Genomic DNA, 12763 nt, shown 5'->3' with positions numbered 1-12763 from the left:
GGAGAGATCATGGCTATCGACGTCGTTATCCCTGCGCTTGGTGAATCGATCACCGAAGCCACTGTCGGCGAATGGTTGAAGAAGCCGGGCGAGGCCGTGAAGGCGGATGAGCCGATCGTCAGCCTCGAGACCGACAAGGTCGCGGTCGAGGTGCCGGCGCCGTCCGCGGGTGTGCTCTCCGAACAGCTCGCCGCGGTGGGCGATACGGTGAATGTCGGTGCGGTGATCGCGCGCCTTGAAGCGGGCGGTGTCGCCGCCGCGCCTGCGAAGGCCACGGCTCCGAAGGCTGCAGCGCCTGCCAAGGCAGCCGCGCCCGCCGAAGCCAAGCAGTCTCCCGCTGTCACTGTTGCCCTCGCCGAAACCGGCGTCGACGCCGCGAACGTGCAGGGTACGGGCAAGGACGGACGCCTCACGAAGGCCGATGTGCGGAGCGCGGCGACAGCCCCGGCGCCTGCTGCTGCGGCGCCTGCTGCCGGTGCCCGTCAGGAAGAGCGTGTGCGCATGACGCGCCTGCGCCAGACGATCGCGCGCCGCCTCAAGGAAGCGCAAAACACCGCCGCCATGCTCACGACCTTCAACGACGTTGACATGACGGCGGTGATGGAAGCGCGCGACCGCTACAAGGACATGTTCGAAAAGAAGCATGGCGTTCGCCTCGGCTTCATGAGCTTCTTCACCAAGGCCTGCTGCCTTGCGCTGAAGGACGTCCCCTCGGTCAACGCCACGATCGAAGGCGACGAGATCGTCTATCGCAACTACGCCGACATCGGCGTCGCGGTCAGCTCACCGGGCGGCCTCGTCGTGCCGATCCTGCGCAACGCCGATGCATTGTCGTTTGCGGAAACCGAGAAGGCGATCGGTGACTTCGGCCGCCGCGCGCGTGACGGTCAGCTCAAGATCGAGGAACTGCAGGGCGGCACCTTCACGATCTCGAATGGCGGCGTGTTCGGTTCGCTGCTCTCGACGCCGATCCTCAATCCGCCGCAGTCCGGCGTGCTTGGGATGCACCGCATCGAGGAGCGTCCGGTGGTCCGCGATGGCCAGATCGTCGTGCGCTCGATGATGTATCTCGCGCTCAGCTACGATCATCGCCTGATCGATGGCCGCGAAGCGGTGACCTTCCTCGTGCGCGTCAAGGAAGCGCTGGAAGATCCGACCCGGCTGGTGCTCGACCTCTAAACGGTCTCGTCGACGTCGATATCGAAGCCCGGCGGCGCGCCTGCCGGGCTCTGGTCCCAGCTGCCGCGCAACCGTGCCAGCGGTCGCATCAGCCAGGGCATGTTTCGCCACATGAAGCCGGGGCGGTGCGTCCAGTAGCGCGAGCGTTCGAGCCATGGGCTGTGGAAGTTCATCGCGATCGAAACGCGGTCGCCGTCGCCCTCGTGGGGCTCGACGCGGTGTGAGACCCACGAGGGCCACATCAACATTTCGCCGTTCGAAGGCGCATAGCGGAAGCTGCGACGCGTTGCGGACTGGAGCGTCTGCACGCCGCTCCAAAGGTCTTCAAACACGATGTCGCCGCCCTTGTCGGCATTCGAAGGCGCGCCTGCCACATAGTAGCAGGCCGACCAGTTCCAGTTGAGCATCACATGGTCGTGGGCGCGGTTGTACGCGCCGCCCGGCGGATTGACGTTGGCCCAGCCGTCCATGCGCCACTGCCGGGGCGCAGGCTGCTGCTCGCCCTGCCGCCACTGCGCGGTCGCGTCTGTGGCGCGCGCGGCTGCCCATTGCGCCAGCATTCGCGTCGCGCGGTCCTCCCAGCCAGGAAGGTCGCGCTTCGAATGCCAGCCGCCGACGTTCGTGCGCTGCATTCCCTTGGAGATGCGCCGGCGCTTCTCGATGGCGGCCAGGATCTCCGCCTGCCAGTATTCCGCCTCTTCCCAGCGGAAAATCAGCAGCGGCGCTGCAAACAGGTTGATCTGGCTCGCGACGTTCGATGCCGAACTGCGATTGATGAACTCGATACGTGTCACGCCTGCTGAACACCCCCGTTACGAATCGACGAAATTCGTTTCGTACCCATTATCATTTCATGTTCGCTTCTAAATCGCCACCCACTGCGTTAAGAGCGGCCCGAATCCCTGATCTCCCACATTAGACAGGCAAGGTTGACGATGGCTGAAGAGTTCGACGTGATCGTGATCGGTGCAGGCCCCGGCGGTTATGTCGCCGCCATTCGGGCGGCGCAGCACGGGCTCAAGGTGGCCTGTGTCGAAAGCCGCGAAACGCTGGGCGGAACCTGCCTCAACGTCGGCTGCATCCCCTCGAAGGCGCTCCTCCACGCCTCGGAGCTCTATGCGCACGCGGCGGACGGCAGCCTTGCGAAGTTTGGCGTTGAAACCTCGGGCGTGAAGCTGAACCTGGGCGCTATGCTGGATGAAAAGCTGGCAGCAGTGAAGGGCCTGACCGATGGGATCGCCTTCCTGTTCAAGAAGAATAAGGTAACGTGGCTGAAGGGCCGCGCGCGCTTCACCGGCAAGTCGAGCATCGACGTGGGCGGCGCGGCGTATACGGCGAAATCGATCGTGATCGCGACGGGCTCATCGGTGACCCCATTGCCGGGAGTGGAGATCGACCAGAAGGTCGTCGTCGATTCCACCGGCGCGCTGTCGCTGCCGAAGGTGCCGAAGCACCTTGTCGTCATCGGCGGCGGCGTGATCGGCCTCGAGCTCGGCTCGGTGTGGATGCGTCTCGGCGCGAAGGTTACGGTCGTCGAGTATCTGGACCAGATTCTCCCCGGCATGGACGGGGACGTGCGCAAGGACATGGCGCGCCTTCTGAAGAAGCAGGGCATGGAATTCCGCACCAGCACCAAGGTGACGGGCGTGAAGGTCGCCAAGGGTACGGCCGCGGTGACGGTGGAGCCTGCGGCAGGCGGTGCGGCAGAAACGCTGGAAGCGGACGCGGTGCTCGTCTCCATCGGCCGCCGCCCCAACACTGAAGGCCTCGACCTCAACAAGGCGGGCGTGGTGCTGAACGCGCGCGGCCAGATTGAGGTCGGTCACAAGTTCGAAACCGGCGTCGCAGGCATCTACGCGATCGGCGACGTGACGCCGGGGCCGATGCTCGCGCACAAGGCTGAAGACGAAGGCGTCGCAGTGGCAGATTTCCTCGCGGGCCGTGTCGGCTATGTGAACCACGACGTGATCCCGGCGGTCGTTTACACGATGCCGGAGGCAGCGAGCGTCGGGAAGACCGAAGACGAACTGAAAGCGGCGGGTGTCGCGGTCAAGGTCGGCAAGTTCCCGTTCGCGGGCAATAGCCGCGCCAAGACCAACCGCGACACGGACGGCTTCGTGAAGGTTATCGCTGATGCGGCCACCGACCGCGTGCTCGGCGTTCACATCGTCGGCAGCCTCGCGGGCACGATGATCGCGCAGGCCGCGCAGGCGATGGAGTTCGGCGCCTCCAGCGAGGATATCGCGCTCACCTGCCACGCGCATCCGACGCATTCCGAAGCGCTCAAGGAAGCAGCGATGGCCGTGGAAGGCAAAGCCATCCACGTCTGAACGACTCTGATCCGGGAGGGCCGGTCGCTGCCTCAGCGCAGCGAAAGCGACGGCTGCTTGCGGTCGTCCGACCGTGTTTGCGCCACGGTACGCCAGGCATCCTTGCGACGTTCGGCAACGCAGATCGAATGCTCGACGCTGCCCTTCCGCTCGTTGCGGCAGCTTTGCTTCACGTCTTCGTCGATGCGTGTGTGAATGCTCGGGTCGGCGAGATGCGCCGATTGGTCTTTAGCGGCGGCTTTGGCCGGGAAACCGGTAAGCAGGAAAGCTGCGACCACCGGCACCAGCATCACCGCGCCAACGGTTATGCGTAGAGACTGGCTCACGTCCTCTGTCCTCGTTCACTCTTCCCCAGCCCCTCGCGGCACGATCACCGCATCTGCGGCCATATACGCCGGACCGGCTCCGGAATATTGTACGGATTCGACAAACATCTTCCTAATGTCGACGAAAATATCACACTGTGGCGCGAGGCATACAGTGGAGCCGCTGTGGACCAATGCTCCCGATCAGCGAAACAGCCACTTCAACCAAGCGGGCGGTGCTTTCGCGGCCACCGAGACAGGGCGTAATCCCGCGCAAGCGATGCAACGCGCCTGCATGGAAGGACCGGAGGCGATCGCGCTGGTTTCGGCAAGCATCGACAGGCTCTTCATCTGCTGCACGCGTGCGAGCCGCGTGAGCGCATCGGGCGGCGCGGCTTCGCCTTCGTCGGCGGAAAACAGGCTGTTCAGCACTTGCAACGGGATCGGCGGGGCGACCTCGACGTCCACGGTGCGGATATTGCCGGGCTGCAGGCCGGCACGCTTCGCAGCGGCGTTGACCGCGGCGTCGAGGCCGCCGAAATGGTCAACGAGCTTCAGTTGCCGCGCGGTGCCGCCGTCCCACACGCGGCCCTGGCCGATCGCATTGACGCGCTCAACCGGGAGTTTCCGCGCTGCGCCGACGATCCGCATGAAGCGCGCGTACATATCCTCCACCGAGGCTTGCAGCAGCGCGCCGACCTCGGGCGTGATGCCATCGAGCACGTCCGGGGCGCCGGAAAAGGGCGTGCTCTTCACGCCGTCGGCATTGATCCCTAATTCTTCAAGTGTGCGCTGAAAGGTCGGGATGATCGCAAACACGCCGATCGAGCCGGTGATCGTGGAGGGCTGCGCATAGATCTCGTCTGCGGCGGTTGCGATCCAGTAGCCGCCGCTCGCTGCGACCGGGCCGAACGAAGCAACAACGGGCAGACCCTGCGACTTCGCGGTCATCAGCGCCTCGCGAATCTGCTCCGACGCCGTGACCGAGCCGCCGGGGGAATCGATCCTCACGACGAGCGCCTTGATGCTGTCGTCGGTAAGCGCCTCGTCGATCAGGCCCGCGATGGTCTGCCCGCCTGCCGTGCCAGACGGCGCCTCGCCGTCGACGATCTCGCCGGAAACATAGACGATACCGACAGCATCGCCGCCGCCCATCGGTCCTGCAGCGCTGTGTGCATAGCGATAATCGGCAAGGGCGATGCCATTGAAGCCCCCCGGCGCGCCATCGTCGCCGCTTCCCACGACCTTCGCCAGCATCTCGCCGAACGCGACGCGCGTGCCGATGTGATCGACCATGCCGCCCTTGAGCGCGGCCTGTGCGAAGCCGCCGCCGGAGGCGGAGAGCAGGCGGGGGAGGGATTGCATGTAGGTGCGGACATCGGCGCTCTTGCGACGCGTCGAGACGTCCGTCATCCAGGTTTCCCACAGGCTGTCGACGAGCGCCTGATCGGCGGCCTTCGCCTCGGGCGACCCTTCGGTGCGCGTGAAGGGTTCAACCGCGGACTTGAAGGTGCCGACGCGGAACACATTGACGTCGATTTTCAACTTGTCGAGCGCGTCCTTGAAATAGAGGCCGGAGCCGCCGGGGCCGGTGAGGAGCACCGCGCCGAGCGGCGCGAGCCATACCTCGTCGGCGTGCGCGGCGAGGTAGTAGCCGTCGTCGAGGTAGGCGGAGGAGAAGGCGTAGACCTTCTTGCCGCTGGTCTTGAATGCGGTGAGCGCGGAGCCGATCGACTGCAGGTTCGCAAGGCCGCCGCCCCAGAAGCCGTCAAGATCGAGCACCAGCGTCTTGACGCGCTTGTCCTTCGCGGCCGCGTTGATCGCGTGGATCACGTCGGCAGCCTCAGTCTCGCCGGGGAGGCTCGGGCCGCCCGTCAACATCGAGAGCGGATCGGGGTCGGTGGCCTGATCGACGACATAGCCTTCGATGTTGAGCACGAGCGCGCCGCCTTCCGGCACGCTGATCGGGGCCGCACCTTGTCTTAGCGCGAGGATCGCAAACAGCAGCAACAACAGGAAAAGGAGCGCCAGCCCGTCCTTGACGCCGACCAGAAATCGCCAGAAACCGCGCAGGATCGCCATGGTGTTTCCTTAAGAGGATTGAGCCGGTGTAGCGGCATGGGCTTTGAAGGCCAAGGATAGGCCCCCGAGCGTTACAAAAAAATTCACAGGCCGGCCGTTGACACCCCGGGGGGTGGGGCACATATCCCACCGCGTTGGCACTCGCTCCCTGTGAGTGCCAATATCGGAATTCGAAACTTGAACGAGAGGGTGACACGAATGGGCTTCCGTCCTCTGCACGATCGCGTGCTGGTCCGCCGCATCGAGGCTGACGAAAAGACCGCCGGGGGTATTATCATCCCGGATACCGCCAAGGAAAAGCCGCAGGAAGGCGAAGTTGTCGCCGCCGGCGCGGGCGCCAAGAACGAAGAGGGCAAGGTTTCCCCGCTCGACGTGAAGGCTGGCGACCGCATTCTGTTCGGCAAATGGTCGGGCACCGAGGTCAAGGTCAACGGTGAAGACCTGCTCATCATGAAGGAAAGCGACATTCTCGGCATCATCGGCTGAGAGCGCGCTTTTTTCATTTCAGATCCCAGGAAAGGGTAGTCAAACATGGCAGCCAAAGACGTAAAATTCGGCCGCGACGCGCGTGAGCGCATCCTTCGCGGTGTGGATATCCTCGCCGATGCGGTCAAGGTCACGCTGGGGCCGAAGGGCCGCAACGTCGTGATCGACAAGAGCTTCGGCGCGCCGCGCATCACCAAGGACGGTGTGACGGTCGCGAAGGAAATCGAGCTCAAGGACAAGTTCGAGAACATGGGCGCGCAGATGTTGCGCGAAGTGGCCTCGAAGACCAACGACATCGCCGGCGACGGTACGACCACCGCCACGGTGCTCGCGCAGTCGATCGTCCGCGAAGGCATGAAGTCGGTCGCGGCCGGCATGAACCCGATGGACCTGAAGCGCGGCATCGACCTTGCCGTCACCAAGGTCATCGAGAACCTCGCTGCCCGTTCGAAGGCGGTTGCCGGTTCTGACGAGATCGCCCAGGTCGGCACGATCTCCGCGAACGGTGACGTCGAAGTCGGCAAGATGATCGCCGAGGCGATGGACAAGGTCGGCAAGGAAGGCGTCATCACCGTCGAGGAAGCCAAGGGCCTCACCAGCGAGCTGGAGACGGTCGAGGGTATGCAGTTCGACCGCGGCTACCTGTCGCCGTACTTCATCACGAACCCGGAGAAGATGCAGGTCGAACTCGATAACCCGCATATCCTGATCCACGAAAAGAAGCTCTCGAACCTGCAGGCGATGCTGCCGATCCTCGAAGCCGTGGTGCAGAGCGGCCGTCCGCTCCTCATCATCGCTGAAGATATCGAGGGCGAGGCGCTTGCGACGCTCGTGGTCAACAAGCTGCGCGGCGGCCTCAAGGTCGCGGCCGTGAAGGCGCCGGGCTTCGGTGATCGCCGCAAGGCGATGCTGGAGGACATCGCGATCCTCACCAACGGTCAGATGATCAGCGAAGACCTCGGCATCAAGCTCGAGAACGTCACGCTCGGTATGCTTGGCCAGGCCAAGAAGGTCACGATCGACAAGGACAACACCACGATCGTCGACGGCGCTGGTGACAGCGAGCAGATCAAGGGCCGTGTCGAGCAGATCCGCGCCCAGATCGAGACGACGACCAGCGATTACGACCGTGAGAAGCTCCAGGAGCGTCTCGCGAAGCTCGCCGGCGGCGTTGCCGTGATCAAGGTTGGCGGTGCCACCGAAGTCGAGGTGAAGGAGAAGAAGGACCGCGTCGACGACGCGCTGCACGCCACGCGCGCGGCCGTTGAAGAGGGCATCGTCCCCGGCGGCGGTACGGCGCTTCTCTATGCGACCAAGGCGCTTGAGGGTCTTGCTGGTGCCAACGAGGACCAGACCCGCGGTATCGACATCATCCGCCGCGCGCTTCAGGCGCCGGTGCGTCAGATCGCGCAGAACGCCGGTCATGACGGTGCCGTCATCGCTGGTAAGCTGATGGACGCCAAGGACGAGAAGCTTGGCTTCAACGCCCAGACCGATGCCTACGAAGACCTGGTGAAGGCCGGCGTCGTCGACCCGACCAAGGTCGTCCGCACCGCGCTGCAGGACGCCGCGTCGGTCGCGGGCCTGCTCATCACCACCGAGGCGACGATCGCCGAGCTGCCGGAAGACAAGCCGGCGCCGGGCGGTATGCCGGGTGGCATGGGCGGCATGGGTGGCATGGACTTCTAAGTCCAGTCAGCTGCAGTCAAAAGAAAGGCCGTCGGGTGATCCCGGCGGCCTTTTTCTTGCCTATCATCAATCGAGATCGATAACGGGCAAAAAGAAACGGGCCGCATCCGAAGATGCGGCCCGTTCTTTTTTCCGAACTGTCAGTAAAGCTTACTGAGCAGCTTCTTCGGCCGTAGCAGCGGCGTCCGCAGCAGCGTCGGCACCGGCAGCGGCTGCGTCGGCGGCACCGGCAGCGGCGTCAGCGGCGCCAGCAGCGGCATCGGCCGTCGCGTCGGCAGTCGCATCCATCGCGGCGTCGGTTTCGGCGACAGCGGCATCAGCAGCAACAGCAGCGTCTTCAGCCGCGGCATCCACGGTCGCGTCGGCGGCTTCTTCGGTCTTCTCGCTGCAAGCGGCGAGGCCGAGGCCGGCGACGAGCGCGAGAGCTGCGAAACCCTTGGTAACATTGCGCATCGACTTGTTCCCCTAGAACAGTTTGTATTGACCCTGCGCCCAATAATGGGAGCGGCGCGGATTGTCACGGAAAACCTTGTCTGTGGGAAGAGATTTGATGCCGCCGCGCAAAATATTTTTGTGAAGAACTTTCGCGATCCGCAGTCTGCTTCACGGGCGCCCACTTAATGTCTTGTAAAACAATAGATATTCTTCGGGTTGGGGGGGTGCGCCATGCGCCGGCGGATCGGGCCGGCGCATGGCTGAAGCGCTCCAAATGCCGCAGGTATCGGATTCGGCACGATAAATTCGGTATGCGAAGACGGGCCGGCGCGATTCGCGGACGGCATTCGCGCCCTTACGGCGTGACGGTTTGGGCCTTGGGCTCGTCCGTATCAGATGCGGGCGCGAGCGCTTCCTCTGTCGCGGGTTCGGACGCCACGGCGTCTTCGACCGGCGCGGTGGGGGCTGGCGTCTCGTCATCGAAGGTCGGCGTGAAATTGTCTTCAGGCGGGTCGCCATCGTAGATGTCGTGGAGGCGTTGCTGGAGATAGGCGGCGCGAACGGTCGCATATTCATCGAGGGCCGTGGCGAGCAGCGGGTCGGCCGTGTCGACGAGGCGTGAGCGCAGATCGATCGCCTCGCCGGCAGTGACGCCGAGCCGCTCCGTGCCGCTCAGGCCGGCGACCTCCTTTTGGAACTTGGGCCACGGGTCCGTAACCGAGTCGACGCCGAAGCCGACGGTGTCGCGAAGCGTGGAGGGGCCGAGCAGCGGGAGCATGATGTAAGGCCCCGATCCGACGCCCCACGCCGCGAGCGTCTGGCCGAAATCCTCTTCCTGCTTGGGAAGCCCCATTTCGGTCGCGTGGTCGAAGAGGCCGGCAACGCCGAACGTCGAGTTGATCATGAACCGATCGACCGCCCGGAAGGCGACCTTGAACTTGCCCTGCAACACAGCGTTGATGAACGAAAGCGGCTCGTCGACATTGTCGAGCGCGTTCGAGACGCCGCGCCGCGCGATGCCGGGAACGACAGCGCGGTAGCCTTGGGTCACGGGCTTGATGACGGCCGTGTCGACGCCCTTGTTGAATGAATAGATCGCCCGATTGGTCTTTTCGAACCGGTCGAGCTCTGCCTCCGAAACGCCGCCCGGTGTTGTGACGCAGCCGGCAAGAAGCGGGGCGGCGAGGAGGGCGACGAGTGGGACGGTGCGTGCGGACATGAGGCTTCCCGAATAACGCTGGGCGACAAGGCGCGGAACCTAGAGTTCCACGATGGTCTGTGACAACGTATTTCGTTCATTGACCTCATATAAAGAAATCTTTATATCCCTTTTCATGCAGCCCGCGCTCGACCTTTTCCGCGCTCTCGCCGATCCGTCAAGGCTTCGGATCATGGCGCTCGTGCGCTCGATGGAGCTGTCGATCGGCGAACTTGCCGAGGTGCTCGGGCAATCGCAGCCGCGCGTGTCGCGGCATGTGCGTATCCTGGCCGAGGCGGGGCTTCTGGTGCGGCACAAGGAAGGCGCCTGGGTTTTCCTGCGGATCGAAGGCGCGGGGCTTGCCGGCGAGGTCGGCGGGCTTCTGGACCGTATGCTGGACGGCAGCGCCGCTGTCGCGGCGGACACGCGGCGGCTCGACGAGATTCGCGCGCGCCGGGTCGCCGAAATGCGCAGCTATTTCGATGCCCATGCCGAAGGCTGGGACGGTATCCGTTCGATGCACGTTTCCGATGATGAGGTCGAGGCGGCGATTCTGCGCGCGCTTGCTGCGCGCCCGGTCGGCTATCTGCTGGACGTCGGCACGGGGACGGGGCGGATGTTGGAGCTGCTCGCGCCGGGGTCGCGCGGCGCGATCGGCGTCGACCGCAGCGCGGACATGCTTCGCGTCGCGCGCGGCAAGCTGGAGGCGGCGCAGCTCGGACATTGCGAGGTGCGGCAAGCCGATATGTATGCCCTCCCGCAGGCAGACGGCAGCATCGATACGGTGCTGCTGCACCAGGTTCTGCACTATGCGGACAATCCTTCGGGTGCGATCGCAGAAGCCGCGCGCGTGCTCGCGCCGGGCGGACGTCTGCTTGTTGTCGATTTCGCGCCGCATACGCTCGAAGAACTGCGCGCGAACCACGCGCACACGCGTCTCGGGTTCGCCGACGACGCCGTGCTTGGCTGGATGCGCGAAAGCGGCCTTGAAGGCCGTGTTATGGATCATCTGAAAGGGGGCACGTTGACCGTCAGCATCTGGCTTGGGGAAAAGACCCCGCTCGTGAAAAGGAAAGCGGCATGATCCTGACACTCGATCAGATGACGGAAGCGCAGAATGCTGTCCGCCAGCCCCTGTTCGCGGATCTGCGCGGCGACATCGGCGTGTCGTTCGAATTCTTCCCGCCCAAGACGGAGAAAATGGAGGAGACGCTGTGGGAGTCGATCAAGACGCTTGAACCGCTGCATCCGCGTTTCGTCTCCGTCACATACGGTGCGGGCGGATCGACGCGGGAGCGCACGCACGCCACGGTTTCGCGCCTCGTGCGCGAAACGACGCTGACACCTGCCGCGCATCTAACTTGCGTCGATGCCTCGCGCGGCGAGATTGATGACGTCGCACGCGCCTATTGGGATGCGGGCGTTCGGCATATCGTGGCGCTACGCGGTGATCCGCCGCGCGCGGGCGAACGCTTCGTGCCGCGCGCGGACGGATATGAGAACGCCGCCGCACTCGTCGCGGGGCTTCGCCGCGTCGCGGACTTCGAGATCAGCGTTGCAGCCTACCCGGAAATGCACCCGGAGGCCGCGAGCATCGCGCAGGATCTCGACAATCTGAAGCGCAAGCTCGATGCGGGCGCCCACCGCGCGATCACGCAGTTCTTCTTCGAGCCCGAAACCTATTTCCGTTTCCGCGATAATGCGGCTGCGGCAGGTCTCGACGCCGAGATCGTGCCCGGCATCCTGCCGGTCAGCAATTTCGCGCAAACGAAACGCATGGCCGAGATGTGCGGCACGGCGATTCCCGGCTGGATGGGGCGGCTGTTCGAAGGGCTGGAAGAGCGGCCCGCAGCGCGCGGTCTCGTCGCCGCCACCGTCGCCGCCGAATTCTGTCGGCGCCTTTACGCGGGCGGGGTTCGCGAATTCCATTTCTACACATTGAACCGCGCTGATCTCAGCTACGCGATATGCCACATGCTCGGGAAGCGCGCGAACGGAGAACAGGCATGACGAACGCAGCAGAGCGCCTGCGCGCGGAAGCTGCGAAGCGCATCCTCATCAACGACGGCGCGTTCGGCACGGCGATCCAGACCTATGGGCTGGATGAAGCAGCCTATCGCGGCAATTACGATCTCGGCCACGATCAGAAGGGCAACAACGACCTTCTGGTCCTGACCCGCCCCGACATCGTGCGCGCAATCACGCGCGGCTATGCCGATGCGGGCGCGGATATCCTTGCCACCAACACCTTCAACGCCAACCGGATCAGCCAGGCGGATTACGGTGCGGAGCATCTGGTCGCGGAGATGAACCACGGCGCCGCCCGCATCGCACGCGAAGAGGCGGATGCCGCAACTGCGCGCGACGGGAAGCCCCGCTTCGTCGCGGGCGCGATCGGGCCGACGAACAAGACGCTGTCGCTGTCGCCCGACGTGAACGATCCGGGCTTCCGCGCCGTGACGTTCGACGAGGTGAAGGAGGTTTACAAGGAGCAGGCCGAAGCACTGCTCGATGCGGGATCGGATTTCATCCTCATTGAAACGATCTTCGACACGCTGAACGCCAAGGCCGCGATCATGGGGCTTATCGAACTCGGCGAAACGCGCGGCGCACGCATCCCCATGATGATATCGATGACGATCACCGACATGTCGGGCCGCAATCTTTCGGGTCATTCGGTGGAAGCGTTCTGGTATGCGGTGCGCCATGCCGAGCCGGTGACGATCGGGCTCAACTGTTCGTTCGGCGCGAAGGAACTGCGCCCGCACGTGCAGGCATTGTCGCGCATCGCCGATACGCTGGTGATGGTCTATCCGAACGCGGGGCTTCCGAATGAACTCGGGCAGTATGACGAGGCGCCCGATACCACCGGCGGCATGATCCACGAATGGGCGGAGTCGGGGCTTATCAACATCGTCGGCGGCTGCTGCGGCACGACTGCTGCGCATATCGCCGCGATGGCCAAAGCCGTTGAGGGGCTGCCACCCCGCGCCATTCCGCACCTCGAACCGGCGATGCATCTTGCCGGTCTCGACGCCTTCACACTCGCCTGAACTGCA

General features: G+C 64.4%; 12 protein-coding genes. 7 read left to right on the top strand and 5 right to left on the bottom strand.

Features of this window, described 5'->3' with window-relative positions; all coding sequences use genetic code 11:
* The first annotated feature begins 9 nt into the window (after window positions 1–9).
* Complete coding sequence (odhB, locus tag H2052_RS10050; RefSeq protein ID WP_293781060.1) at window positions 10–1179, top strand: 2-oxoglutarate dehydrogenase complex dihydrolipoyllysine-residue succinyltransferase; 1170 nt, start codon at window positions 10–12, stop codon at window positions 1177–1179.
* Here odhB and H2052_RS10045 read toward each other — a convergent pair.
* On the bottom strand, window positions 1176–1973 hold the full coding sequence (locus tag H2052_RS10045; RefSeq protein ID WP_293781058.1) for a putative 2OG-Fe(II) oxygenase: 798 nt from the start codon (window positions 1971–1973) through the stop codon (window positions 1176–1178). The two genes, odhB and H2052_RS10045, sit on opposite strands and share 4 nt — an antisense overlap.
* A 141-nt stretch (window positions 1974–2114) precedes the next feature.
* Between H2052_RS10045 and lpdA the strand changes: the two genes are divergently transcribed.
* A complete protein-coding gene (lpdA, locus tag H2052_RS10040) occupies window positions 2115–3509 on the top strand; it encodes a dihydrolipoyl dehydrogenase (RefSeq protein WP_293781055.1) in 1395 nt (464 codons plus the stop codon).
* Window positions 3510–3541: 32 nt separating this feature from the next.
* On the opposite strand, the gene H2052_RS10035 is transcribed toward lpdA, so the two are convergent.
* Both H2052_RS10035 and sppA read right to left on the bottom strand, forming a co-directional pair.
* Entirely contained in the window at window positions 3542–3835 is a 294-nt protein-coding gene (locus H2052_RS10035; protein WP_293781052.1) for a hypothetical protein, read from the bottom strand.
* A 183-nt stretch (window positions 3836–4018) separates the two neighbouring features.
* Entirely contained in the window at window positions 4019–5896 is a 1878-nt protein-coding gene (gene sppA / locus H2052_RS10030; protein ID WP_293781049.1) for a signal peptide peptidase SppA, read from the bottom strand.
* 198 nt (window positions 5897–6094) lie between these two features.
* On the opposite strand from sppA, the gene groES reads away from it, so the two are divergent.
* Both groES and groL read left to right on the top strand, forming a co-directional pair.
* On the top strand, window positions 6095–6382 hold the full coding sequence (groES, locus tag H2052_RS10025; protein ID WP_293781046.1) for a co-chaperone GroES: 288 nt from the start codon (window positions 6095–6097) through the stop codon (window positions 6380–6382).
* A gap of 45 nt (window positions 6383–6427) precedes the next feature.
* Complete coding sequence (groL, locus tag H2052_RS10020; RefSeq protein WP_293781043.1) at window positions 6428–8071, top strand: chaperonin GroEL; 1644 nt, start codon at window positions 6428–6430, stop codon at window positions 8069–8071.
* 150 nt (window positions 8072–8221) lie between these two features.
* On the opposite strand, the gene H2052_RS10015 is transcribed toward groL, so the two are convergent.
* Together H2052_RS10015 and H2052_RS10010 are read right to left on the bottom strand one after the other, a co-directional pair.
* Entirely contained in the window at window positions 8222–8524 is a 303-nt protein-coding gene (locus H2052_RS10015; RefSeq protein ID WP_293781040.1) for a hypothetical protein, read from the bottom strand.
* A 337-nt stretch (window positions 8525–8861) separates the two neighbouring features.
* Window positions 8862–9725 carry a VacJ family lipoprotein gene (locus tag H2052_RS10010; RefSeq protein ID WP_293781038.1) on the bottom strand — a complete coding sequence of 288 codons (864 nt, stop codon included), beginning with the start codon at window positions 9723–9725 and terminating at the stop codon, window positions 8862–8864.
* Window positions 9726–9840: 115 nt separating this feature from the next.
* Between H2052_RS10010 and H2052_RS10005 the strand changes: the two genes are divergently transcribed.
* From H2052_RS10005 to H2052_RS09995, 3 genes are read left to right on the top strand one after another with little or no spacing between them, the layout of a single operon-like run.
* Complete coding sequence (locus H2052_RS10005; protein ID WP_293781035.1) at window positions 9841–10788, top strand: metalloregulator ArsR/SmtB family transcription factor; 948 nt, start codon at window positions 9841–9843, stop codon at window positions 10786–10788.
* Window positions 10785–11714: a methylenetetrahydrofolate reductase gene (gene metF / locus H2052_RS10000; protein ID WP_293781032.1), complete on the top strand. Its 930-nt coding sequence runs from the start codon at window positions 10785–10787 to the stop codon at window positions 11712–11714. The genes H2052_RS10005 and metF overlap by 4 nt, the downstream gene beginning before the upstream one ends.
* Window positions 11711–12757: a homocysteine S-methyltransferase family protein gene (locus tag H2052_RS09995; RefSeq protein ID WP_293781029.1), complete on the top strand. Its 1047-nt coding sequence runs from the start codon at window positions 11711–11713 to the stop codon at window positions 12755–12757. Before metF ends, H2052_RS09995 begins: the two co-directional genes overlap by 4 nt.
* Window positions 12758–12763 lie beyond the last annotated feature (6 nt).

This window comes from Sphingosinicella sp. (assembly GCF_013911755.1).
Taxonomy (GTDB): Bacteria; Pseudomonadota; Alphaproteobacteria; order Sphingomonadales; family Sphingomonadaceae; genus Sphingosinicella.
The sequence above is the reverse complement of the archived record's forward strand: the minus strand, read 5'-3'. Positions and strand labels throughout refer to the sequence as shown.